This window comes from Sphaerospermopsis sp. FACHB-1094 (assembly GCF_014696195.1).
Taxonomy (GTDB): Bacteria; Cyanobacteriota; Cyanobacteriia; order Cyanobacteriales; family Nostocaceae; genus Sphaerospermopsis; species Sphaerospermopsis kisseleviana.
Map to the genome: position 1 here is coordinate 1 of NZ_JACJPT010000001.1, position 25,814 is coordinate 25,814.

Genomic DNA, 25,814 nt, shown 5'->3' on the forward strand with positions numbered 1-25,814 from the left:
TCATTATCTCAAAGAGTGTTTAAATGTGATAGTTGTGGCTTTGAGATTGACAGAGATTTAAACGCTGCGATTAATTTAAAACAAGAAGCGGTCAGATTGATCGTGTTAGCCTGTGGACTAGATAGTGCCGACACTGCTAGGGTGAAACAGGAAGAAAAAGCCAACTTTTGTTAGCATTAGTTAGCTTTTTTGTATCGGAATATATCGAAATTTTTGATTTAGACCGCTTGTCTTTAGGTTGGGCTTGGGTGTACTTGATGACGATAGAAAAGGTTTACCAACTCCGTGGTATTCCTCAACTGGATGGTTGTTGGAATAGTTAACTTCACAGCTTTGAAGCTGTAATATGTTACCTGTTGCCTGTTCTGTAATCTGTCAACTCATTAGTTAATGTTTAACTCTGAATCTTTTTGGAGAGTTTTTGACTCTGTAACTGGTTTTCTTGGAGAAGCTACTGCTGTTTTGGGAATTTCAATGACTGGGTTATTCAAGGCTACCATTAACGGTGAGGTAGAAACTGCTGGCTGACTTGTTACCGTTATTGGCTGTATTTTCTGTTGTGCCAGTTGTAATTTGGATGTATTACCGGGAATAAAGCCTGAGATTGAGCCGATGATACAAGCCGCTACAGCAGCCCCTCCAAACATCCAACCTAGTTGGTAACGGTAGCTCAAGCGTTTCCAGACTTGCTGGAATGTCACTTCTGGAGGCTGTGCAGATGCTGGTATGGGCATGGTTTTTACACCCTGCCGCAGTTTTAAAAGTCGTGCATACAGACACTTAACTGATTCATCTGTGGACAGCCATTGTTCTACTTGCTTACGTTCACCAGCGGTAATTTCGCCATCTAGGTAAGCACTTAATAACTCAAAGCGGTCAGTTTCGTTGTGTTGTCGGCAATCACGTTTCTCCATATCCTTAGTACCCGTTGATTCATTGGTATATTTAGCCATTCCATTTGCTACATCACTAGGGAATTGGGAGGGGGAACGGTCATCAAACTGAGAATCAGTATTCATCTTAACGTTTTTACCAAGTCATACACGGGTCAACACAGCGGATAAATTTGAGAATTTAAGCAATTTTACTTCCAAATGGTAGAAAAAAATTGAGATTTCACCACAGTTCTTGTTCTTTTAAAATTCTACCATTGAATTAAGGAAAGATGTTGTAAATTTACTTAACCATCTAGATAACTTTGCAACTGGGTTTGCAATCTGGATCTAGCCCTAGCTATTCTCGATTTTACAGTTCCTAGAGAAACGCCAGTAATTTCGGCAATTTCTTCATAGGGTAATCCTTCGATTTCTCTCAGGACAATTGTAGTACGGAACACCTCTGGTAAATCAGCGATCGCATCTCGCAGTTGTTCATAAAATTCTCTAGTAGTGAGTTCTTCCTCTGGTCCTGGTGTATCACCAGCAATTTCCCAATCCATCTCGCCGTCGTCTACCGAGCGGGGAGCATCCAATGACAGGGGGCTAACAACCCGTTTGCGTTTACGCAACTCGTCGTAAAACAAGTTAGTGGCAATACGGCTTAACCAACCCCGAAATTTAGCAGGATCTTGTAAGCGGTTAATATTGCGATAGACTCGAATCCACACTTCCTGAGCCAAGTCGGCTCTGTCAGACCAATCAGGAGCCAGATGGTATAAAACCTTATCGACCTGAGTCTGATAGCGCCGTAAGAGTTCTGCAAAGGCAGCTTTATCTGGGCGCAGTCCTGCTTGACAGCGTAAAATAAGATCGTGGTTTGAGAGTTTGTCAACTTGCACCGATGCTTGTGAATAATTGGCATCAACAGTTGACCAGGATACAGTAATCGATTGACTCATAGATCGTACTGGCTGTAAATCATCCCCTCCTATTAGACTAGATAATTAGAGAGATGTTCCTGGGTTAAGTGACGGATTTATGAGATCAACACAGAAATATAAATCAGGAATTATAAAAAAAGTGTTGAGTCTACAATGCCGAGTCTTGAGTATAGGGAAAAAAATCAGTAGGATGTATTCACTTAAACAACTGACTACTACCCCTTGACAATTGGGACTGGTGACTGGTGAATGGTGAATGGTGACTGGGAAGAAATATTTACCCTCTTCTTCCTGACTCCTGACTCCTGTACGGGCGTTCGCGAAGCGTGCTGGAAGCATCAGCATTCGGGCGATAAACTATCAATTTTTATCACAGGTTATTTTCCGAATGTTTCGCCCCTACTTCGCCCCTACGACTCCTGACTCCTAAAACTTCTAAATTATAAAGATATTGTCAGGGTAATGAGATAACTGATAATTATTGATAAATTCTTTGCTAATTGGCTGCTGTTGGCAGTCCATAATTAATTTTAATGAGCCAGATATGTCAGGGATACACAATAAGCAATGGCAATGGCAAGAAATGAATCTGTAGCGCGGATGGTAATGTTCCTCTGTTTTGGCACAGCAATTTTATCTCTGGCTGTCCATTGGCACAGTATGAGAACAACAGCCCAGTTAAATCCGTCGGTATCCACTACATTAAGGAAAAATTCTACTTCCCCGACTGACTCTAGTAAAAATATTTCTCCAGGTATTAGCATTGGGGAAACCGCTTTCGGCGCGTCTTTTCCCTCTTCTCCATCAAATTCTACTGCTGGGAAAAAATATGTAGCTAGTGCTGCGGATACACCAAAAAATACAAAGTTGGTGTTTCCAGAACAGATCGAGAAGCAGAAGACAAACAGCAAACCAAAGGGCTTTTTCTTTCGCGGTGTGGATGAGTCCACGTCTGTTCAAGGTTCTCAATCTACTCAGACAGAAGTGGTGGTTGATTTAAGCGATCACCGGGTTTATGTTTACCGCTATGACCAAGTTATAGCTAGTTACCCCATTGCTATCGGTAAAAAAGGTTGGGAAACGCCCACAGGTAGTTTTCAAGTCATACATAAGGAGCATCATCCCATTTGGAAACATCCAATTACAGGGAAAATATATGAAGCTGGTACTGATAGTCCTTTAGGAGACAGATGGATTGGTTTTTGGTCAGATGGCAGAAACGAAATTGGCTTTCATGGTACACCTGATACTGATTTAATAGGTGCAGCCGTGTCTCATGGTTGCTTGAGAATGCGTAACCCTGATGTGCGAATGTTATATGAGCAAGTAGATTTAGGCACACCAGTATTAGTGCGCGACTAAAATAGCAGTGGTCAGGAGGCAGGAGACAGGAGTCAGAATAATTTTAGATTTTAGATTTTAGATTGGAGTTGACAGAAACAATCCAAAATCCAAAATCCAAAATCCTAAATAGGGCTTGCTGAATAAACCCAAAATACTCGTAAATCAAAGGTTTGAGGCTGATCAGGAGGAAAGAAAGTGCAAGATTTTTGAAGGGTATACCTTAAAAACTGTGCACTTTGGGTCTGATAAATTAGAAAATCTGGGGATAACAGATAGCTCAAACTATTCCCTATTCCCTATTCCCTATTCCCTGCCTCAACGAAGGGACTTTTTCAGCAAACCCTAATTATGAATTATGAATTAGTAATTCTTAATTACTAATCAATTATCTTTGTTTTCCAAGATGAAGGATCAATAGATTTTCCATTGACATATAAACCCCAGTGTAGATGAGGTCCTGTAGAAGCACCTGTAGAACCTACTGCACCAATTAGTTGACCAGCTTTGACCATATCACCTTCTTTAACATTAATCCGACTGAGGTGCATGAAAATGCTGGTTACTCCTTGACCGTGGTCAATGCCAACTACATTACCATGAACTATGAAACCTTGGGATACTGTGCCTACTAAAGCCACTCTTCCTGCTGCTGGGGCAACTACATCTGAACCTGCTGCACCAGCGTAGTCTAGTCCTCGATGGTAGTAATCATTGGCAAAGTTACCATTATAGTAGCGCCTTACACCATAGGTTGTGGTCATCCGTCCTTGATTTGGTCTCAGGAAAACACCGTCCCAATATTTGTCAGGTGTTTGTAGGGCTTTAAACTCTTTAACTCGTTCTAGTTCATATTCTGTTGCTTTAACTCCGGCTTTTCCTGGGGGTAAATTAATACGTTGGATGGGAAATTTGCGATCGCCTACGTACACAGCCAAATTTCTTTGTCGCTGTCCCTCTCCTGACACAGTAACTTGTCTTACTCCTGGTTCTTCTAATGGAGTGGTAGGAATAAAAGCACGGTATTTATTGGGGGCAATTTCAAAGGCTGGATAGGTTTGTTCTCCAACTGTTACCGTAGGAATACCAGGCTGTTCTCCACTTTCTGGTTCAATTAATACGGAAATTGTATCTCCCAATTGCACTTTTTCCGGTAAAATCTGTACTTCTAAAGCCTCTGCTGGCAAGCTTAGTGCTATGGGAACAGCCGCAAGAATTCCCATTAACATCTTAGTGACACTGCTGACACCAACACGCTGTAACTTATCCTGAAAATTAATAACTTGAGCTTTGGTAGTCATAGGTTATAAAGAAATTGAGTGAGCCAAAACCACGCCCGATAAAGTATCAACGCCTTGCTATGATACTTTATCGTACTAAGGAACAGTGGATGTAGGCGAACGGATTGCCCATGCGTGGGGCAGTCATGATATCTTGTTTTCAACAGGAACGGTAATTAACCTGTATAAAAACCTAACTGCCTAACGGCAATCTGTACCTTGACAACTAAATCTATGGGGTTCTACTTCGTAGTTCTAACCCACATTCCGCACTTCGCTTTGTAATACATGAAAATTAAGAAAATTGGGGTTAATGGTGGTTGAATAGCGATCGACGAAAGGCTATAATTCATACGTTTAAATACTGAATAATATCAACATTTTTTGTAAAATTTATTGAAGTATTAACGTAGTACATTTTGAAGTGCGGAAAGTCGGATATAAGCAAACCCTTGTTAGGGACAATTCATGAATTGTCCCTACATCTTTTTCGGAGAGGTCTATTAAGTACCTGGGCAGAATTAATTTAACATTTTTGGAACAAACAAAAATCTCTGTATTCCTTATCTGTTCACTGTTAAGAGTTCCCTGTTCCCTATCCCAAATATAAAATTTATTCTGCACGACTACTTAGTTAGCTTTTTTGCATCTGCATCAAACTGTCAAAGGTTGTCGACATAAAGGATGTGGTTGTTAAAAAATAGGGAATAGGGAACAGGGAATAGGTACAAGGCAAAAGTAAGAATTTAGTTTTTACCCAGTCCCCAATCACCAATCACCAATCCCCAGTCCCCAGAAATTAGAGACTAGAAAGCACGTCCTTTGCAGCGGCTAACGTTTGCTCAATATCTTCATCTGTGTGGGCTAAAGAAGTAAACCCAGCTTCAAACTGAGATGGTGCTAAGTAAATACCACGCTCTAACATCCCACGATGGAATCTTCCAAACTTGGTTGTATCAGACTTTTTCGCATCTTCGTAGTTGTGAACTGGACCACTGGTGAAAAATAAGCCAAACATGGCGCTGATATGACTACCACAAGCAGCATGTCCTGTTTCTTGAGCAACTTTGAGCAAACCATCAGCTAGTTTTTTGGTGATGCGCTCTAGCTGTTCATAAGTCCCTGGTTTTTGTAATAATTCTAGTGTTTTAATTCCCGCAGTCATCGCTAAGGGATTTCCAGAAAGAGTACCAGCTTGATATACAGGACCGGCGGGGGCAATCATTGACATGATATCCCGACGACCACCATAAGCGCCTACTGGTAAACCACCACCGATGACTTTACCCATTGTGGTTAAATCGGGAGTGATGCCAAACTTCTCTTGAGCGCCACCGTAAGCAATACGGAAGCCTGTCATCACTTCGTCAAATACTAATAAAGCTCCATGTTCGTGGGTAAGTTCCCGTAAACCTTCCAAGAAACCAGCATCGGGAGGAATAAAACCTGCATTACCAACAACAGGTTCAAGAATTACACCAGCTATTTGATCACGGTTTTCTTCAAATAAGGCTTTAACGGCTTCTAAATCGTTGTAAGGCGCAGTTAAGGTACTGCTAGTTGCAGATTTAGGTACTCCTGGGGAGTCGGGTAAACCGAGTGTAGCTACACCAGAACCGGCTTTAACCAGGAACATATCAGCGTGGCCGTGATAGCAACCTTCAAATTTAATGATTTTTTCGCGGTTGGTGAAAGCTCGCATCAACCGGAGGACGGCCATACAGGCTTCAGTTCCAGAGTTGACAAATCTCACAATTTCGATGCTAGGAACTGCATCTATTACCATTTCTGCTAAGACATTTTCTAGCACGGAGGGAGCGCCAAAGCTAGTGCCTTTTTCTAAAGCTGCGTGTAATGCGCTGATTACTTCTGGATGGGCATGGCCACAAATAGCAGGACCCCAAGTACCAACGTAGTCTATATATTTGTTGCCGTCTACATCCCAAATATATGCTCCGTTAACACGATCAAATACTATGGGTTGTCCACCAACAGATTTAAAAGCACGCACGGGAGAACTAACGCCTCCTGGCATGAGGTTTTGAGCAGCAGCAAAGATTTCTTGTGATTTTGTAGTTTTAATTGTGGTGTTTACCAAGGTTATCTCCTATAGGTGGTAATTAAATTGAGCTTCTTTAATTAGGATAGGACTAAATGGGTAATGGGTAATGGGTAATGGGTAATGGGTAATATTTTTCCCAATCATCAATGACCAATCATCAATCACCAATCACCACTTTCTGCTAAACTCCTGTTAGCATCTGCAATTGATTAATAATTGTTAACTTACTCTAGTTTTTGTATGTCTTCTCCTGAACTGCTAACGCTCCAATCTGCCATCCCTGTGGAAAAAATTCGTTACGATGACAAAGGTTTAGTACCTGCGATTATCCAAGATTATCTAGATGGTACTGTATTGATGATGGCCTGGATGAATCAGGAGTCTCTGCAAAAGACTTTGGAAACTGGAGAAACTTGGTTTTGGAGTCGTTCCCGTCAGGAGTTTTGGCATAAGGGCGCTACTTCTGGACATATTCAGAAGGTGCAAAGTATTCGTTATGATTGTGATAGTGATGCTTTACTGATTGGTGTTGAGCAGTTGGGAGATATTGCTTGTCACACTGGGGAACGCAGTTGTTTTCATCAGGTTGATGGCAAGGTTCAACCACCTCCAGCAGATATGTTATCTCAGCTTTTTCAGGTAATTTGCGATCGCCGTGATCATCCTCATGAAAATTCCTATACCTGCAAATTATTGGCTGGTGGTGATAATAAGATTTTGAAAAAGATTGGTGAGGAAAGCGCCGAGGTTGTCATGGCTTGCAAAGATGATGATGCTGAGGCGATCGCCGGAGAAGTTGCAGATTTGTTTTATCATACCCTGGTGGCTCTAGCACATCATCAAGTTGATTTAAAAGCTGTTTATCGGAAATTACAAGAACGCCGGAAATAGGGACTGGTGACTGGGGACACTTCGACAAGCTCAGTGCATCGCTGGTGACTGGGGACTGGGTAAGAGTTTTTACCAATTACCAATTACCAATTACCAATTACCAATGACCCATTTATTAACGTAAGTTGCTAGTTCTGCAAGAAAGGCTCTCAAATCGAAGTCACACTGAGCTAAATTGTTACTAAACCTTGATATTTTTGTAATTCTTATTATTTGCGGCTATTATCCTCTTTAGTTCCACAGAATTTCCACAGGAAGTTTGCCAGTTTTCCACAGATGCTTGACGAACTAACAAAGCCTTGCTGGCTTACTGGGGATTTTATGCTTTGATGACTGAACTACATCACCAACTGAGTTTTTATTAAATTAAGTAACAAAAATATAGCTCTAGCCCTGATTATTTCGTGAGTATTTATTTTTTAACTACCGATTTTTAACATTTCGCAGCATTGACAAACCCACCCCCTCTGAGCGCACAATGATTCGGCTTGCTTTTTTATTCCGTTCCGACATGAGCATCAATTTTGCACAGTGAACTCAGGTATGAGTGGGGATTTTATGGCTGGTGACAATACTTGACCAATAATTCCTTGATGGTATGCCCCTGATTTATTTGTGGGTCGATCCAAAATCCAAAATTCGGATAAATGCAAGCAAAATTTCTTGATAGACCGTATAGAAGGGAAATCTTATGAACACAACAGTTAGTATCTTTACAGTGATTCCCGAAGCACTCCACGAATCCCTCAAAAACTATTTAGAAACCCATCCTGAGTGGGATCAAAACCGAGTATTAACTGCGGCGTTATCGTTGTTTTTGCTGCAAAATGGAGAGAGCGATCGCTATGCTGCTCGTATTTATTTAGAAACTTTGTTTCATCAAGAACAAAAATTTCTTTGATCCAACTCTTGAAACTATTCCCTGTTCCCTGTCTCTAAGAAAAGACTTTTTCAGCAAACCCTAAGTATTAGCACTGTGAGAGGTTGGTGATAGGGTGATAGGGTGATGTAATACAGCAGACACCCTACACGCAATACCCTTAGAGTTATTCGTTTTGTGGATTGGTAGTAGATTCAAATTTGTAACCTACACCACGTACGGTCTGAATTAATGCTGGTTGACTAGCATCAATTTCAATTTTCTTGCGAATTTGACCGATGTGAACATCGACAACTCGCTGATCTCCTACATATTCATAATCCCAAACCTCTTGTATAAGTTCTGATCGCCGCCAAACTCGACCTGGATGACTGGCTAAAAAATGCAACAAATCAAACTCCAAAGCGGTCAAGGGTACTGGTTCGTCATTAAGTGTTACTTCTCTCCGCACCGGGTCAATTATGAGTTTGTCAAAAATGAGGCGTTTTTGTTCTGCGGTGGTAACAACCCGCTGTCGCCTCAAAATTGCTGCTACTCTGACCTCTAGCTCTCCCAGTCCAAAGGGTTTGGTGAGATAGTCATCAGCACCTTTGGAAAAACCGTGAATTTTGTCAGTTTCATCTGTGCGACTGGTGAGTATAAGGACAAAAACGCCATTTCGGCTTTGCATCTCTTGGCACAGGTTAAAACCAATCGTATCTGGTAGGTTTACATCTAGAATTACCAAGTCTGGGTTAAATTGCTCAAATAAGTTGAGGGCAGTCTTACCATCTTCGGCAGCTTCTACTTGATAATTCTGTTTGATCAAAAAGCGTTGAATTAAATTCCGAACGGCGGGGTCGTCATCAACTACAAGAATCTTGGCAGGAGCCATGACCATTACTTTGCACAAAAATTCATTATGATTAACAGAGATATTACGTAAAAACGCATTTTCCTCTTTGGCTGTACTGAAAAATCTACAAGGAGTAGATAAGAGTATCCTGATTGTTCCAATAAACTGTAATTACAATTATGAAAGATGTAGACACTAATTTTACGAGTATCAGGTCTGCATTTCAGAATATGTACTATATCTACCGTATGGTTTTCTTGACCCTATTTGTAGCTTTCTGTTTCAGTTTGCATAGTGTGTACTTAGCTTAGTGAAACAGCAATTTAAAACGGTTTAATTTCAAATCAATATGCGATTTTATACCATTAATCAATATGGTTATCAGAAAATAGGTTGAAAACCTTTGATGGATGTCTGTGATGGCAATATGTTAAAGTAACTATGGTTTAAATTCTTGAGTCGAATAAACTCAGCTGTGCTAATATCCTGATTATGAGGATAAGAATCGGCCGAAAGCACTGTTTCGATTATCATAGAACTTAAGGTTGTTTTTTCTTCAACAAAAGACTGCTGCTGACTAGGGCTGAAGTAACACACTGCCATGAGCGATCAAAATCCCTACCAAAAACTTGGGGTATCAGAAGATGCTAGTTTTGATGAAATTCAGGACGCTCGCAATCGCCTGTTGGAGCAACATGGTGGTGATAGCAAGGGTCGGGAATTAATTGAAGCAGCTTATGATGCGATTCTAATGGATCGCTTACGAATGCGCCAAGAAGGTAAAATTAAAGTACCAGAGCGTATCCGCTTTCCAGAAATGCGAGTTCCATCTCCACAAAAAGAAAGTCCGGCTACTCGTGATCAGTCACCTGCATGGCTGCAACGAATATTGGATCAACCGAGTCTATCAGATGTACTCGCACCAGGAGCTTGGTTCCTGGGTTTAAGTGCTATTAGTTTATTTGTTCCTACTGCCAGCGATCAGGTTTTGCAACTGGGATTGGTGGTTGGGGTTGGAGTCAGTATTTATTTTCTCAACCGCAAGGAAAATAAATTTGGTCGAGCAGTTTTGTTTACCCTGGCAAGTCTTATTATTGGCTTAATAGCTGGGGGATTGATTGCAGTACCTGTATTACAGCAACTAGCTTTAATCAATATTACAGCAAATCAGTTTTCTACGGTTCTGACGTTTATTTTGATGTGGTTAATTAGCAGCTTTCTGCGTTGATAAGGCAAGAGGCAAGAGGCAAGAGGCAAGAGGCAAGAGGCAAGAGGCAAGAGGCAAGAGGCAAGAGGCAAGAAAAAATAAATTAATTCTCAACTCCTGACCCTTTGATCTCCTGACTCCTGCTATATATTTTACCCTATAGGATAAACTAATTCTCTAACACTGGTGGCTGAATCTTGTGTTAATGCTACAGATGCGATCGCTTGGGCTTCTGAGATGGTTAAATGGGAAATAGCTTGTTTTAATGATGCTATAGCTTGGGGATTGACACTTAATTCATCTAATCCCAAACCTAATAAAATGGGTGCTACTAAGGTTTCTGCGGCCACTTCTCCACATAACCCCACCCAAATATTAGCAGCATGGGCAGCTTGTACTGTTTGCTGAATCATACGTAATACCGCAGGTTGCAAAGCATCGGCTAAAGTTGCTACTTTGGGATTAGTGCGATCGCCTGCCATCACATACTGACTTAAATCATTTGTACCTATACTAAAAAAGTCCACTTCCTGAGCTAACTGATCAGCAATAGCTACTGCTGCGGGTGTCTCTATCATCATTCCCACTGCCATTTTTTCATCAAAAGCTATTCCCTCTGCTCGCAGTTCTGCCTGCACTTCGGTTAAAATTGCTTTAGCTGCTCGTAATTCTGTTAAAATGGCAATCATTGGCCACATAATTTTGATATTATTACCGTAACTGGCGCGTAAAATTGCCCTTAATTGAGTTTTCAAGAATTGAGGATTTTCTAAACAGAAACGTATTCCCCGCACACCTAAGAAGGGGTTGGTTTCTTCACTCAAGGAACTCAGATAAGGAAGTGGTTTATCTCCACCTACATCCAGGGTACGAATAATTAAGGGACGCTGGTCTAAAACCTGAGCTATAGCCTGATAAACTTCTAATTGTTCCTCTTCTGTGGGTGCTTTTGTCTTTTCCAGATACAAGAACTCTGTACGCAGTAAACCCACACCTTCTGCACCATGACTGACAGCGGTTTTGGCATCGGCAATACTACCAATATTAGCAAAAATTTGTATTCTCCGACCATCACGGGTAATTGCTGGCTGATGTGCTTTAGCTTTCGCTTCGGCTTGGGCGGTTTGCCATGTTTGACGTTTGGCTTCTAGGGCTGTTAATGTTTCTGCTGGTGGTGCTACCCAAACTTTACCGCTTTCGCCATCAATTGCCATCAAAGTGCCACTTTCTAAGGTTAACACTTGAGGAGCTACACCCACAACCGCTGGAATGCCTAATGTGCGGGCAATAATAGCACTATGGGAAGTTGCACTCCCAGAAGTCATACAAATGCCCATTACTTTAGCTGGATCGAGTTTAGCGGTATCTGAAGGACTTAAATCTGTACCGACAATAATTGATGGTTCTGTGATGTGCAAGTCAGTGGGCAGACTACCAAGTAAAATTCTTAACACCCTACGCCCGACATCAACTACATCATCTACTCGTTCTTGTAAATAAGCATCTTCTAGTTTACGGTAAGAATTTGCTACTTCATCAACTACAGCTTGCCAAGATACTTCTGCATTAAGGCGTTTTTCAACAATATGCTGACGTGCGGCTTCTAGCATGACTGGATCTGCTAAAAATAACAGATGGGCATCAAAAATAGCCGCTTCCGCATCACCAATTTGTATTGATGTATGGGAAAGTAAAGAAGCAATTTCCTGTTTAGCTATTTGGATAGCAGATTGTAATCTATGCCACTCGATTTCTACATTTTCTATGTGATATTCTGTAATTGGGATGGTGACAGATTGATAATGAATTAATGGGGCGATCGCTATTCCAGAAGAAGCAGCAATTCCTATGAGTTCTCCTTCCGTTGGTGATGTAACTTCCTCACGGGGGGCTGGTATTGCGATAATGCTATCATCTTCACCAAAGTTGTTAATAATCAATCCTTGTAAAGCTCTTAGCGCCTCTTGGGCATCCGTACCAGTAGCAGTTATCAGCAATTCATGTCCTTGACGTACTCCCAAAGTAGCAACTTGGTTAATACTGTCACCTCTGACCGCTTCTGTATTTCTGGTTAAATTTTGTACTTTAATTTGGGATTTAAACCGGGATGCCGTGGCTACAAACTGAGCAGCAGGACGAGCGTGTAAACCTAAGCGGTTAGTAATTTTGAGGCGAATTTCCTGGGTAGGAATTGCTGCTGTATTACCAGTTTGTGTACTGAAGTCTGATAATGGACTGGTGACTAAATTTAACTGAGTTGCTTTTGCTATTAATGCCCCTTGTGCTTCCGTGATCACTTGCTGGATGTTTTTCCCAGCAGCAGCAGCAACAACAGCAGAAATAGCGCCTTCTACTAATGGGGCTGCACATAAATAGATTTTTTCTCGTTGTTCTGGGGGTAGAAACTCCAGAGCCATTTCCGCACTCATTAAAGCACTACCCAAATCCATCAGCACGAGAACACCATCATCTGAGAATACAGAGGCGATCGCTTCATAAACCTTGATCGCATCTGTACCTAGTGGGTGTTCTGGATCATCAACACCTGCTGCTACAGCGAGGGGAATTTTGCCTTGAACCATCTGTGCAGCTAGTTCCTGTACTCCCAGAGCCAATTGTTTACTGTGCGAAACAATAACAATACCAACCACTGTAATACCTTAGCCAGTTACCCATCCTATTATGAATTGTGAAAATGAAAAGACTGTATTTATTTAGGTTCTATTTAGGTTTGAGAGGAGAAGATTAATATTTTGTAACAAGAACCAAGAAAAGGAGTCAGGATAAAGAATTAATGTTATTGTTTATGCTGCGCTATCAGCATTTAGTGAGTTTAACAACTGTAACTTCAATAAGTTCAAGTACAGATTTTATAGTTAGTGAAGTAGTTTTGAAACCGTGAGCGATCGCATTTCTTAACTGAAAATTATTTACACTCATAACTTACCAAATCTTTGTACATCTAGTATTCCCGTTTGTGACTAGAAATAATACAATGATTCCCCAAAAATTTTCCCATCTCCACACAACCGCTAGGTAGGGTTGCTACTATAGGAAAAGGTGAAAGAATCAATCAAATCATATCTAAAATGTCATCTAAAATGTCAACAACTTTAATTACCGGTGCGTCAGGTGGAATTGGCAAAGCTTTTGCAGAAGAATTAGCAGCACGCAAAACCAATCTGGTTCTCGTTTCCCGTTCAGAGGAAAAACTAAACCAAATAGCGGAAAAATTAGAACAACAACATCAAATAAAAGTCGAAGTTATACCCAAAGATTTGACAGAAAATAATGCTACTAATGAGGTTTTTGATTTTATTAAAAGCCAAGAAATAACAATTGATTTGTTAATCAATAATGCGGGTTTTGGTGATTATGGAGATTTTGCTGAACGAGATGGAGAACGACAATTAAAAATGATTCAATTAAATATTATGGCATTGGTAGATTTAACTCACAAATTTCTACCTTTAATGCGTCAACGTCGTTCTGGTAGCATTATTAATGTATCCTCAATTGCTGGCTTTCAACCAATGCCTTATATTTCTGTTTATGGGGCAACTAAGGCATTTGTTATGAGTTTTAGTGAAGCTTTGTGGGCTGAAAATAAAGATTATGGAGTGAAGATTTTAGTAGTTTGTCCAGGTCCTACAGAAACAGATTTTTTCATTGAAGCTCAGTTTCCTGAAACTTTAGCCAGTGCAAATAATAAACTAGCTACTCCTGAAGAAGTTGTTAAAGATGCTTTACAAGGTTTAGAAAAAGGTGATTTAAATGTAGTTAGCGGTGGTTTAGCAAATAAAATCATTGTCAATATGCACCGCTTTTTACCAAGAGAATCTTTGGTAAGTGCAATAGCTAAACAGTTTAAACATGGGTAATAGTTGATAGTTGATAGTTGATAGTTGATAGTTGATAGTTGATAGTTGATAGTTGATAGTTGATAGTTGATAGGGAAACATAAAATGATTACCCAATCACCAATCACCAATCACCAATCACCAATCACCTACATATATCTTGTTAATTGCACGCGGTAACGTTCTTTTTTAGTCACGGCAATTTCACCAACTTCTAAACGTCCTTTACCGCGAATTGCTATTAAATCTCCGGTTTTGACTTGCGAACTCGCTTGAGTAATTTCTTTCCAATTTACCCGCACATCACCAGAGTCAATTAAATCAACCATTTTATTACGAGACATCCCAAAACCAGCAGAGGCGATCGCATCTAATCTTAATGAAGCTTCTACTGTGGTTAATTCTTTCTTTTTCGGTTCTCTAATTTTTAGTTCGTTAATATCAATAGGTTGAGTTTTCACAGGAACAGAACGCACCTGTTTTAAATTCATTTCCAGAAATTCTACCAGTTCAGGAACTACAATTGCTTGCGCTCCTCTTTCCCCCAAAATAATAATATCTCCGGTTTTTTCCCTGACAATTCCTGTACCCAACATTGCTCCTAAAAAATCACGATGGGTAGCAGTATCAAACAAAAAATTACCAGCAATTTCTAAAGCGGTGATAGCAACTTGAGATGAATCTAAAGGCAGTTCAGAACGGGCGATCGCCACTCTTTGACGTTCAGCTTGAGGATATCCACCCCAGGCAACTAAATGCACCTCTGTCAATCGGCTAAAAACCCGTTGAATTTCTGCTAACTCTGGCGGAGACAAAAAATCAGTTAAGACTACTTCCCAGGTCTTTATAGATTGCTCTGCTTGGTCAATTACACGGGCGATACTATCGCGGTTTTCAATACCTTTTAAAAGTTCTTCTCTTGGTAACATGGTGATTGGTGATTGGTGATTGGTGATTGGTAACTAACTGGTGACTGGTGACTGGTGATTGGGAAAAATTACGAATTATGAATTACCCATTACCAATTACCTATTACCAATTACCTATTACCCATTTTCTGCATAACCTTGGATATTTTCGGGGTCATACTGCCGTAAAATGCGGTTTGCTTGGCGAGTCAGAGTTTCTGAACCTTGAACCACAATTAAATATTTACCAGCATCCAAACGGTTACGGTAGGGTAAAGCATCACCACTACCAAAAACCAAACCCACACCACCACCAACAAAGACGCTACCCATAGCACCGCTACCAGCACCAAGCAACCCACCGATAACATGATTACCGATTTCACCAGCCCAAGCAAAGGTGTTTAAACCAGTGATGAGACTGAAGGTAAAACCAGCAAAAAAGCCGAATGGTATTAACCAGAATGCCATCAATCGTACTTGTTTTTTCGCTTCTTCTTTGGGGTCTATTAAACCAAACTCATCAGCGGTTTTGTATCCTCTACCCAGGATAGTGCTATTTATGCCTTCTTTTTCTAAGCCTAAGTAAGCAGATTCAGCTTGGATACGGTCTGGTAATACGGCTACAAGGTAATTCATTGGTCTAAAAACAGTTATATAAAACAGGGTTTCTTTAATTATCTTTAATTAACAGAATATCAGCACTGGTTCAACGACAGATTCAGCACCAAATATTATTTTAAAGAATCTAAAGGTTCACAGAAATTATTTACACCTTGCTTGAGGACATATATCAAAACTGGTGTTGCCAAAATTTTGGGAAACTCTGGAATACTTCTCAGGTTTGACATCATCCCAGAAATTGAACCATTTAATAAATTATCTCTATATTCTTGTTCGCAGATAACAGCACGCCATTTTTTTGCTAAAGCGTCTAACCATTCGGAATTTGTTCTACCAGGTTCTTGTCCCGCTTTAATAGCCAGGGTCATGGCTGCATCTTCTAAGTCTCCCTCGCAGTCTTCTATCAAGTCTAATGCTTCCATTGCTTGAATATCATCTGCTAATTGAGAGCGAAATTGGGCTATTTCTTGTGATGTGATTTTAGTCATAAAAGGAGATCAAGGAGTCAGGAGTCAGGAGTCGTAGGGGCGAAGCATTCGGAAAATAGGCTTTTCATAAAATTGATAATTGGTCGCCCGAATGCTGATGCTTCCAGCACGCTTCGCGAACGCCCGTAGAGGAGTCAGGAGTCAGGATAGAGCTAGTCCTAATCTGACTATTTTATAGACAAAACTATACTTATGTTGACAAGCATTGACATAAGTGAGTTAAGAAAATCGCCCACTTGATATATAATCCTACGATATCAAGTATTGAATTAAGACTATTGCCAACGCGAAAACCAAGCAATGATAGCGGTAGTCTTTCTTGTAAATCTTAACTTGAGAAATATCGCGTCTGGCTAAGGCGTGCAAGTCTACTGAGGGATAACCGCTCCCATGCTCCCGTTGAAGTAGAAAGTAAAGTCTAGCTTTGTCTAGGTTTTATATAGCATAGGACTTACGCATTGACAGGATCAACCAAATATGGGGTATGGGTTTCGGGCATTTTAACGTGATTTTTTAATTATTTTTGGGCGATAGCGAAGCGCTGCTGCAAGCAGTTCGCTATTGATCGGAAGTTAATCGCCAAAAGCCTGAAACGACGGATTTTCGTTCATGCACATCATGGTGAATTTGTACAGTGCGTAAGTCCTATAGCAGAAGAAAGAAACATATTTATTCCCAATCACCAGTCCCCAATCACCAATCACCTGTAACAAATATAGCGTTTTTCACTAAAAAGCCTCATTTTACAGTCTAATAACTGGCAATGAGGCTTTTTGGGGCTTGTAAACAGTTTTTATAGCCGTAGACAGAGCAGTTAGGACATCAATTAATCACAAAACTCTTACTACAAAAGGGTTTTATTCCTGACTCCTGCTATATTTGTTTACTTATTAAAAGCTCTGGAGGTGACGAAGCGTTGTAACTCTGTCAAAGCACGATTGTAATCCAAAATGGCGCGAATGCGATTACCTTCGGATCTGGTGAGTTCATTTTCTGCGTTAATGACATCGGTTTGAGTCCCTACACCAGCTTGAAAACGTAAACGCGCTAATCTGAGGGATTCTTTGGCTTGCTCAAGAGCAGCGTTCGCAGTTTGTACGTTTTCCAAGTTAGCAAGCTGGGTAGAATAAGCTTGTTCTACTTGAAAGCGGATTTCGTTGCGTTGTTGAGCAAATCGAGTTTCCTGAATTGCTATATCAGTTTTTGCCTGGGCTGCTCTTGCTCTTGCCGCGCCACCATCATATAAATTCAAAGTGGCTCGGACTCCCACAGAATAGCCGTCACTGACATTGACATCATCATTAAAAAAATCTAGCAAGTCATAGCTGGCAACTAAACTAATTTGTGGTCCCAAAGATGCTAGAGCTTGTTTCCTGCGCTGTTCACTAATATTGCGCTGTGCCAACTGCTGTTGTAGTTCGGGACGGTTTTGATAAGCCAAGACAATGCTATCTTCTAAGCTTCTTTCCCACAGACCAGCTAATTGTACAGGATCAGCGGCACTAATATTTGCGGACTGGGACAGATTTAACCGCACCGCTAACCGTCGCCGAGCAATGATTTGCTGAGACAGAGCATTAGTTAACTCTTGTTGAGCATTGGCTAAATTCACCTGCGATCGCAATACATCGAATCTTGTACCCACTCCAGCCCGTTCTAAAGCCAAAGCATCTCGCAAACTAGCCTGAGAGTTTTCGACTGCTGATCGAGAAATCCGCACATTTTCATCTGCTTGTTGCAAACTATAGTAATCTGTGGCGACGCTCAAGCGTATTTCTTCAGATTGCCTTTCTACATCCAATTCCTGAAAACGCACCTGTTCCTCAGCCTGCTTTATCGCAGCGTTTCTGCTCCCAGAGGTATAAAGGTCATATCTCAGTTGGGCTTGACTATCGAAGGCGGTATTAGATTCAGCATCAGGTGCTTCAGGATCTAACCTTTGTGATTGTTTAGCTGACAGTGTACTGGCAGTGCTACGGCTATTAGTGACATTACCACTCAAACTGACAGTGGGCAATAAGGCAGCTTGAGCTTCCCTTAAAGCTCCCTTACTATTTTCCAACTGCAAAACAGCTACCTGTAGTTCGTTGTTATTTCGCTTAGCCAGTTCCAGAGCCTGTTCTAAAGTAATCGGCTGAGTTTCCTGAAGTTTTACTTCCTCTGGATTCGTAGGAAAGAGCAGGGGATTAGAACTGGGACTCAGGTTTTCCAGTGTTGTCTCCGTAGAACTTGTAGGAGTAGGTGTTACATTTTGTGTATTCTGAGCAGGTAGCTGTGTATTTGGAGTTCCTGATTCAGTAGGAACATTTACCTGGGCTACCTTTTGACTATCCTTATCTACATTTTTTTGTAAACAACTACTTGAGGACAGGAGCAAAGCTGCCCGACTGTTCGGCTCTGCCTGTAAACACTTATTTAGTGCTGTTAACTGTGATACTTTTGTCGCAGTGACTGAAACTGGTAAAACAGTTTTCAGGCTTTTTACTGCTGGCACATTGGTATTATTAGCAGCAGTAATTTCTGTCACACTCTGATTCACCGTAGCTGGAAAACTGAGTTGACTAAAATCAAGATTAGGTAAAAAGGCTGGAGAATTATCAACCGCAGTAATGGGCAGTTGCCTATTGATTTCCACAACTGAGGTTTTCACATCGGTTGCAGCCAACACACTAGGAGAAGACACCAGCTTTACCTCATCAACTTTGACTGTTCCAGCCCAAGCTGATTGAGTTGTTAATACTGCTGCTGTTACACCAGGTAAGAAACTATGAAATAATAATTGCTGTCTTTTCACCGCATCCCCTCACAAGAAAAACCATTTAGCGGCAGAAAACTTGTCTTCTCACAGAATATAACATGATGCTAAATGAAGCAAATAATATACTATATACCGAATTTAGCTTCTTTCGGGATTTAGCAGTTTATTTGTCTTCAAAACGTTTAACAATGCGAGAAAGTTCCGCCTTTTCGTCTATGCTAACGCGGCTAGGCGCTCCACTGACAATTCTCTCGTAATTACGGAAGGAATCTTTAATATTAGGTCCATCAGCCGTAATATTGTACTCCCTAATCCCTTTATCGTGCCACGAACCCCGCATTTTAAAGACGTTGATTGCCCGTGACATTTCTCCATGAATTTCTACGTACTGCAACATAATAATTGTGTCAGTGATGGTGGAAATATGAGAATCTGTAATGGAATGTGATCCCATAAATTGGTCACTGGTATTGGTAAAGAAGCCTGTAATTTCTTCTTGTTTGGCATAACCTGTTACCCCAATTACAAATTGGCGAAAAGCATTATTACTTACGCCTCTAGCTAATGCGGAAAGGGAGTCAATAGCAATGCGGGCTGGTTTAAAATCGGCAATTTCTGATTTAATAATTTGTAAGTGATCTTCTAAACCTGTTGATTCAGGATAGGTACAAATTATTTTTAATAAACCTTGGTGTTCTAATTCCTCAAAGTCAATTCCCCAAGAATAAGCATTTCGAGACAGTTGAGCGCGGGATTCTTCATAAGCAAATAATATTGCTCGTTCACCGCTGACACAACCATCTTGAATAAATTTGCTGACTAAGAGAGTTTTACCAGTACCTGTAGCTCCTGTGGCTAAAATAATCGAATCTTTGAAGAAACCACCACCACACATTTCATCTAGGGTGCTAACTCCTGAAGATACACGGACATTTGAAGACCTTTGTGTTAAACGCATTGCTCCCAAGGGGAAGATGTTAACTCCAGCATTAGTAATTGTGAATGGATATTCACCTTTCATGTGGGTTGTACCGCGCAATTTGAGAATTTCTATGGTGCGGCGGCGGCGTTCTCCTTCTAAAACGTTGCGAACAATTACTACGTTGTCAGACACAAATTCTTCTACCCCAAAGGAAGCTACAGGTCCATATTCTTCTCCCCGTTCTGTGGTAATGATTGTGGTGACGTATAATTGTTTAAGACGCGCTACGAGGCGGAATATCTCGCGCCGCACTACTCCCACTGCTTCATATTGTTGGAAGACTGCGGTAATGGAGTCAATGGAAACACGATGGGCTTTGTATTTACGAATCGCATATTGTAATCGCTCAATTAAGGCGGAAAGGTCAAAGTTACCCACAATATCTTGCCCTTCGGGATCGGGGGAAGCGTCGAGAATAAACAGTTTGCCTTCTTCAATTAGTTTTTGTAAGTTCCAGCCAAAAATATGGGCATTTTTAATAATGTCGCTGGGTGATTCTTCAAAGGTAACAAATACTCCTGGTTCATCAAAGTAGGTGATACCATTATAAAGAAATTGCAGGGATAATAAGGTTTTCCCAGTACCAGATGTACCGCTGACTAAGGTTGTTCTGCCCACTGGTAAACCGCCATGACTAATATCGTCAAAGCCCTCAATCATGGTGCGAATTTTCTCTACACCACCACTTGCTGGTTTTTGTTGTTCTTGTTGCTCTTGGTCACTCATTGTTGATTATATAGGTCTTTAACCCGATTTTTTAAATTCCTAAATTCTGTACAGAGTTTTTATGAAAAAATGTTCTTTACTAGGGTCAAGAGTTTTAAAAAGCTGAATACTGACTGCTGAATGCTGACTGCTATATGTTACTGTTCCCAGTCTTCTTCATTTAATTCTTCATAAAGTAAGTCTAAACCGATTAAAACTCTTTCTCTGTCTGAAAGATCACCTATTATTTTGCGAACGGGAGGGGGCAAAATCTTTGATAATGTCGGTGTGGCTAAAATTTTGTCTTCTTCAGCCAATTGTGGGTTTTTGAGAACATCAATTACTTTTAGGGCATAAACTCCTTGAAACTCCTGTTCTAATATGTTTTTGAGTGTGTTTAATGCTCGCACGGAGTTGGGTGTGTTCCCTGCGACATACAGCTTGAGAACATAGGTTTTTTGGACTTTATTCATAAATGCACAGTTTAGATATCAGAATAGGAATACAAAATAGGCTGATGCATTTGTTGAAACTAATAACAGATGCCTGTTGCAATAGGATTAATCTTAAACAATTTAAAAATCAATCCTGTCAATTTTTGATTCTTTAACTCATGAGTCAAAATCTAAGATAGCATGAATTTATCTCAGTTCATTTTAGACATAGAACATCTATATACTTCACACAAATGTGCCAGAATATCTATCAAGGTCAGCCTGTAATCTAGTAATGTTTCATCGCTCCTGCCTTCTAATTTTAGCTGTTTGGAAAATTCGTCAATCAGTTCTACATGAATTTCTATAATTTGTGGCACAGGAATATTAGCATAAAATAAGGTGTTGATGAATTTATCAATTGCAGTTTTGAGAGTTTTGTCTGTGATAAAATAATTGATGAGAATTTTCCGGTAATCAGATTTGAGGTTCGCTAATAGTTCCTGCTTTTCCGATGGACTCATTTCTTGAAACCATTGCTGGCTTTTCTGTTCATTACACGCCAATACATGATTATTCTTATTAAGATGCTTCCCTGATAGATTGTTATTTAACTGCATCCTATTGTGTAAAAACTGTCCGTTGATAGGAGTGGTAGCAGTCAGCGGCAACCCAAAAAATTGAGAAAAAATCTCATCAATCAAATTCCTGCACTGCCCGATTAAACCAGCTTGGGTATTTGCCGCATCAGCATTATATAAATATTTCTTAAGAATTGCTGGACAAATCAATAATATAGGTAATAACATTTATTGTTTATATATATTGTTTATATATGATGAACGCTGAGAGTGTCGCTTCAGTGCTGATTCAGTTTGATAAAAACTTTTCAGTAAAATCAGGGTAAAGAACGCCTTTTGTCAAAAATTATTGAGAAATTACCAATTCCTAACTGGTTTTGTCCGTCAGTGATATAACTTAGTAGGTAATCGGTGAAGCGTTCAACAGAGAATGTGTGGTAGCTAATCTGATGATCTATAAATGTCTATCTATCGGCATATAGATTTTTCCATTGTACTCCTTGATAAGATGCATAAACAAATTTAAAGTATGGTTTCATTTTAAATCATTATAATTCCTCAAGGTTCTAAAATAATCTTTGGAGCGATAATTGTTTTAGCTGTAACTATCCATCAGGAGTTTCCATACCAGTAAGATGCTGGTTGTTTACTCATTCACAAGAGTGGTACATTCAAGTATAACTGCTCTGGGAATGATGAAATTGGGAAATTGCCGATCAAAGTGAGTGAATCGCTGGAATAGATTTACAGTATCTCTAGGAAAGATTTTATGCGTCTTTTAGGAGGATATGGCTTCAGGCCTGAAAAATATCAGCACTTTGGCAGATGTTGATGCCAGAGGCAATTACAGGAAGAAAGATCCCCTAAGCTTTATGTTAATGCTACAGTACCCGCTTTATGACTTTCTAGCAACCGTACCCAGTTGCTCCCAAACAAGCACTCTGGCAGTGGTGCTGGAGATTTTGGAGAAAGAACAGTGCGATCGCTTGGTAGTGGTAAATCAACAACAAAGTCCCATAGGATTATTGTATTCTGCCCGTTTAATCCCAAAATTATTAACAGCAGCCAGTGGTGAAACGTTTTTAAATCTACAGCAATCAATTTCCACTTTGAGTCCTAGTCTGATTTCGCCCATCAAAACCATACCAGCTTCTGAACCACTGGATAAATTAAGTTTGTTTTTACGTCACCAACAAAACCAAAAAAATAAAAATTTAGATTGGGCGTTGATTGATGCAGATGGTAAATTTTTAGGTCTGCTAGATAACCTACGCCTACTCAGCTTTTTAGCTAAAAATAAAGTTACAATTGCCTCTAAAGTTGCTGGGACGACGGAAAATAATACTAGAAGAAAAAATCGCTCTTATAAGCAGAATCAACATCAATCACCGAGATATAACGCTTTAGTGCAGTTATTGGAAAGACTGCCTTGGCCTTTAATGTTGCAAACAAGCACTGGTGAAGTTTTAACACAAAATCCTGCTTGGTGGCAACAATTGGGAGTTTTGAAAGATCCAGAAGGAATTAGGCTACAAGTAGAAACTATCCTATCTCCTGTCAGGCGTGAAGACCCAGAATATATCCATCGACAAACATTCAAGGCTTATTCTGATGCACCTATTAGCAAGGGTGCAACTGAAGATGCTGTGACGCTGATGCCAGAAGCCAGAAGTCATAACTTGCCTACAAGCAGTCAAGCGCCTCACTCCACATCGGTTTTAGCAATGATACAGGAGCAGCAAGGAAAAGCAAATGCTACATCCAGTCATTGCTATTTGGATGCTAAACAAGGTACTTGTACTTGTGTTGTTCAGGTGCAAAATGGTCAAGAGCGAATTTGGCAGTTTGCTAAAATCCTCTTGGATAGTCCTGAATTAAAAGTTGGGGGTGGTGATGCAGAAGTTGTCAACTCAACTAATAATTCAGCAAATTTCACTGATAATTTGTGGTTGGTTTTAGCTACGGATGTGACCGAACAACAACAGCTTTTTAAAGAATTGGCAGCTAAAAATGCTGATTTAATTCAACTTAATCGGTTAAAGGATGAGTTTCTAGCTTGTATTAGCCATGAATTAAAAACGCCGTTGACAGCAGTTTTAGGCTTGTCAAGATTACTGGCAGATCAACAATTAGGAGAACTGAACGAAAGACAAGCACGTTATGCGGGTTTGATTCATCAAAGTGGCCGTCATTTGATGAGTGTGGTGAATGACATTTTAGATTTGACGCGGATGGAAACGGGACAGATGGAACTGACTCCATCGCTGGTACAGATTCGGGAAGTGTGCGATCGCGCTTTATCAGAAGCCAGAACACTTCACAGCCAACCGAGCAAAAGCACCGATTTTTCAGATGATCACCAATTCAGCCTGACCATTGAACCTGGTTTAAAGGAGATGGTAGCAGATGAATTACGCTTGCGGCAAATGCTGGTACACTTACTTTCCAACGCCTTTAAATTCACTGAAACCACTGGGAAACTGGGGTTGCGGGTAAATCGCTGGGAAGGATGGATTGCTTTTACAGTGTGGGATACAGGTATTGGTATTCCTGAACATCAACAACATTTAATCTTTCAAAAATTCCAACAGTTAGAAAATCCCCTAACTCGCCAATTTGAAGGCACTGGTTTAGGGTTAGTATTAACAAGGGCTTTAGCTCGATTACATGGTGGAGATGTGAGCTTTTTGTCTCGTGAAGGTAAAGGTAGCCAGTTTACATTGTTATTACCTCCTTCTCCTCCCAAAACCAGTTTTTCTGAATCAGAGGGGGGAAATTTAGAAGTACATCAACCTATTTCTTCTCAAAGGTTAATATTAGTAGTTGAGGCAGTAGCGCGATATATTGAAGACCTGACCCAAAATCTGAAAGGTTTAGGTTATCGGGTGGTGATTGCGCGTTCAGGGACAGAAGCATTAGAAAAAGCGCGGCGCTTGCAACCAAAAACGATCTTTTTGAATCCCTTACTACCCCTGCTTTCCGGTTGGGATGTACTGACTTTACTAAAATCTGATAGTGCAACTCACCATATTCCTGTGATTATCACCGCTACGGGGGCAGAAAAAGAACACGCTTACGCTAACAGGGCTGATGCTTTCTTGAGTTTGCCAGTGGAACATCAAGCTTTAGTACCCATTCTAGAAAGATTGTGTGCTACACCAGAAGTTCAGCAGGTAGGTTTAACAAATACCGATATTGTACCGGAAAAAACTCCGTTGCGGATTCTGCGGTTGGTGAATCCAGAATTAGAGTCTGTTAATCCCCAACCCTCCCTGCGTGAACATCGAGTCATTGAAGTAGATGATTTAGATCAGGCAGAAATTTTAGCGCGGGTGTGGCAGTTTGATGTGATTTTGTTGGATGTTGACAGTTCTAATGCCCAACATTATCTGCAACACTTGATGAAGTACCAAAGGTTAGCAAAATTGCCTTTGGTGACTTGTGATGTAGCCACAACCTTGGCAGCTTCCCAAATACCAGGATTGGGTGTATTTCCTTGCTTAACGCCATTGGGTAGGGAAAATGAGCATGGTCACGGCAAACCAGATCCTTTATTATCAGTGTTGGAAATTGCTTCTAATATTGGTTGTCCTCCTAATATTTTAGTCGTAGATGTGGCTAAGTTGGGTGATTTGCCACAGGTAAAACGCAAGTCAGCTAAGGGTTATAGGTTACAAAAGAAATCTGCTGTACAAGATATTAACCAAACACTCACAAATGATCAGGAAATGGGTTATTCTGCACAGAATAATGAAAGGGGATATGAGTGGTTTCAAGCTTTAATTCAGTATTTACAAACTGCTGGTTTTAAAGCTGCTATGGGTAACTCTTGGACTGAAGTTTTGCAACAAATTCGCCATCAAAGTGTTGATTTACTATTAATTGGTTTGGGAGAATCTGCTGCTGATAAAGAAGCACAAGAAGCGTTAAAAGCTTTGTCAGATTTATCAGATTTATCTTTTAATTTACCTCCAATTTTGGTAATTGATAAAAAATTAAATCAGGTAAATACAGCCATTGATCAAACCCAAAATAATCAAAATAATGATTATTTGTTGGGAGAAATACCCGAAAGTATCGCTATTCAGAGACTGCCTCATTCGATTTCAATGGCAGACTTATTAAATCAAATTAATCAAGCATTAGGAAAGGGGTAGTT

General features: G+C 40.3%; 22 protein-coding genes. 8 read left to right on the forward strand and 14 right to left on the reverse strand.

Features of this window, described 5'->3' with window-relative positions; translation table 11 throughout:
- The first annotated feature begins 15 nt into the window (after window positions 1-15).
- Entirely contained in the window at window positions 16-174 is a 159-nt protein-coding gene (locus tag H6F47_RS00005) for a zinc ribbon domain-containing protein (protein ID WP_347239050.1), read from the forward strand.
- Window positions 168-323, forward strand: coding sequence for a hypothetical protein (locus tag H6F47_RS00010; protein ID WP_162501914.1), 156 nt, complete (start codon window positions 168-170; stop codon window positions 321-323). Before H6F47_RS00005 ends, H6F47_RS00010 begins: the two co-directional genes overlap by 7 nt.
- A 60-nt stretch (window positions 324-383) precedes the next feature.
- On the opposite strand, the gene H6F47_RS00015 is transcribed toward H6F47_RS00010, so the two are convergent.
- Both H6F47_RS00015 and H6F47_RS00020 read right to left on the reverse strand, forming a co-directional pair.
- Window positions 384-1,019, reverse strand: a complete 636-nt coding sequence (locus H6F47_RS00015) for a transcriptional regulator (RefSeq protein ID WP_137668345.1) — start codon at window positions 1,017-1,019, stop codon at window positions 384-386.
- Window positions 1,020-1,180: 161 nt separating this feature from the next.
- Entirely contained in the window at window positions 1,181-1,837 is a 657-nt protein-coding gene (locus tag H6F47_RS00020) for a sigma-70 family RNA polymerase sigma factor (protein ID WP_096571688.1), read from the reverse strand.
- Between the two features lie 549 nt (window positions 1,838-2,386).
- Between H6F47_RS00020 and H6F47_RS00025 the strand changes: the two genes are divergently transcribed.
- Window positions 2,387-3,181: a L,D-transpeptidase family protein gene (locus H6F47_RS00025; protein ID WP_137668344.1), complete on the forward strand. Its 795-nt coding sequence runs from the start codon at window positions 2,387-2,389 to the stop codon at window positions 3,179-3,181.
- A gap of 359 nt (window positions 3,182-3,540) precedes the next feature.
- Here the strand turns inward: H6F47_RS00025 and H6F47_RS00030 are convergent, their stop codons facing one another.
- Both H6F47_RS00030 and hemL read right to left on the reverse strand, forming a co-directional pair.
- Entirely contained in the window at window positions 3,541-4,461 is a 921-nt protein-coding gene (locus tag H6F47_RS00030) for a M23 family metallopeptidase (protein WP_137668343.1), read from the reverse strand.
- 778 nt (window positions 4,462-5,239) lie between these two features.
- Complete coding sequence (gene hemL / locus H6F47_RS00035; protein WP_096571691.1) at window positions 5,240-6,538, reverse strand: glutamate-1-semialdehyde 2,1-aminomutase; 1,299 nt, start codon at window positions 6,536-6,538, stop codon at window positions 5,240-5,242.
- A gap of 204 nt (window positions 6,539-6,742) precedes the next feature.
- Between hemL and hisIE the strand changes: the two genes are divergently transcribed.
- Both hisIE and H6F47_RS00045 read left to right on the forward strand, forming a co-directional pair.
- Entirely contained in the window at window positions 6,743-7,393 is a 651-nt protein-coding gene (hisIE, locus tag H6F47_RS00040; protein WP_096571692.1) for a bifunctional phosphoribosyl-AMP cyclohydrolase/phosphoribosyl-ATP diphosphatase HisIE, read from the forward strand.
- Window positions 7,394-8,084: 691 nt separating this feature from the next.
- On the forward strand, window positions 8,085-8,294 hold the full coding sequence (locus H6F47_RS00045; protein WP_096571693.1) for a DUF2811 domain-containing protein: 210 nt from the start codon (window positions 8,085-8,087) through the stop codon (window positions 8,292-8,294).
- A gap of 145 nt (window positions 8,295-8,439) precedes the next feature.
- Here H6F47_RS00045 and H6F47_RS00050 read toward each other — a convergent pair whose 3' ends face one another.
- Window positions 8,440-9,147, reverse strand: a complete 708-nt coding sequence (locus H6F47_RS00050; protein WP_137668342.1) for a response regulator transcription factor — start codon at window positions 9,145-9,147, stop codon at window positions 8,440-8,442.
- A gap of 562 nt (window positions 9,148-9,709) precedes the next feature.
- Between H6F47_RS00050 and H6F47_RS00055 the strand changes: the two genes are divergently transcribed.
- Window positions 9,710-10,336, forward strand: a complete 627-nt coding sequence (locus tag H6F47_RS00055) for a CPP1-like family protein (RefSeq protein ID WP_190346721.1) — start codon at window positions 9,710-9,712, stop codon at window positions 10,334-10,336.
- A gap of 131 nt (window positions 10,337-10,467) precedes the next feature.
- Here the strand turns inward: H6F47_RS00055 and ptsP are convergent, their stop codons facing one another.
- Window positions 10,468-12,966 (reverse strand): phosphoenolpyruvate--protein phosphotransferase, encoded by a 2,499-nt coding sequence (gene ptsP, locus H6F47_RS00060; RefSeq protein WP_190647184.1) that lies wholly within the window; start codon window positions 12,964-12,966, stop codon window positions 10,468-10,470.
- Between the two features lie 166 nt (window positions 12,967-13,132).
- Window positions 13,133-13,255: a hypothetical protein gene (locus H6F47_RS28320; RefSeq protein ID WP_277876963.1), complete on the reverse strand. Its 123-nt coding sequence runs from the start codon at window positions 13,253-13,255 to the stop codon at window positions 13,133-13,135.
- 161 nt (window positions 13,256-13,416) lie between these two features.
- Between H6F47_RS28320 and H6F47_RS00065 the strand changes: the two genes are divergently transcribed.
- On the forward strand, window positions 13,417-14,196 hold the full coding sequence (locus H6F47_RS00065) for an SDR family oxidoreductase (protein ID WP_190647186.1): 780 nt from the start codon (window positions 13,417-13,419) through the stop codon (window positions 14,194-14,196).
- A gap of 128 nt (window positions 14,197-14,324) precedes the next feature.
- Here H6F47_RS00065 and H6F47_RS00070 read toward each other — a convergent pair whose 3' ends face one another.
- From H6F47_RS00070 to H6F47_RS00100, 7 genes are all read right to left on the reverse strand, one after another.
- The gene (locus H6F47_RS00070) at window positions 14,325-15,104 is read right to left on the reverse strand and encodes a photosystem II S4 domain protein (protein ID WP_190346719.1); all 780 of its coding nucleotides are present in this window, start codon (window positions 15,102-15,104) and stop codon (window positions 14,325-14,327) included.
- Between the two features lie 117 nt (window positions 15,105-15,221).
- Complete coding sequence (locus H6F47_RS00075; RefSeq protein ID WP_096571699.1) at window positions 15,222-15,722, reverse strand: hypothetical protein; 501 nt, start codon at window positions 15,720-15,722, stop codon at window positions 15,222-15,224.
- Window positions 15,723-15,817: 95 nt separating this feature from the next.
- Window positions 15,818-16,195 carry a hypothetical protein gene (locus H6F47_RS00080; protein WP_137666272.1) on the reverse strand — a complete coding sequence of 126 codons (378 nt, stop codon included), beginning with the start codon at window positions 16,193-16,195 and terminating at the stop codon, window positions 15,818-15,820.
- 883 nt (window positions 16,196-17,078) lie between these two features.
- Window positions 17,079-18,989, reverse strand: a complete 1,911-nt coding sequence (locus H6F47_RS00085; protein WP_190647188.1) for a TolC family protein — start codon at window positions 18,987-18,989, stop codon at window positions 17,079-17,081.
- A 127-nt stretch (window positions 18,990-19,116) separates the two neighbouring features.
- Window positions 19,117-20,661, reverse strand: a complete 1,545-nt coding sequence (gene kaiC / locus H6F47_RS00090) for a circadian clock protein KaiC (RefSeq protein WP_187038728.1) — start codon at window positions 20,659-20,661, stop codon at window positions 19,117-19,119.
- Between the two features lie 137 nt (window positions 20,662-20,798).
- Window positions 20,799-21,113 (reverse strand): circadian clock protein KaiB, encoded by a 315-nt coding sequence (kaiB, locus tag H6F47_RS00095; RefSeq protein ID WP_137666274.1) that lies wholly within the window; start codon window positions 21,111-21,113, stop codon window positions 20,799-20,801.
- 173 nt (window positions 21,114-21,286) lie between these two features.
- Complete coding sequence (locus H6F47_RS00100; protein ID WP_096571704.1) at window positions 21,287-21,883, reverse strand: KaiA family protein; 597 nt, start codon at window positions 21,881-21,883, stop codon at window positions 21,287-21,289.
- A 644-nt stretch (window positions 21,884-22,527) separates the two neighbouring features.
- On the opposite strand from H6F47_RS00100, the gene H6F47_RS00105 reads away from it, so the two are divergent.
- Window positions 22,528-25,812, forward strand: a complete 3,285-nt coding sequence (locus H6F47_RS00105) for an ATP-binding protein (protein ID WP_190647284.1) — start codon at window positions 22,528-22,530, stop codon at window positions 25,810-25,812.
- Window positions 25,813-25,814 lie beyond the last annotated feature (2 nt).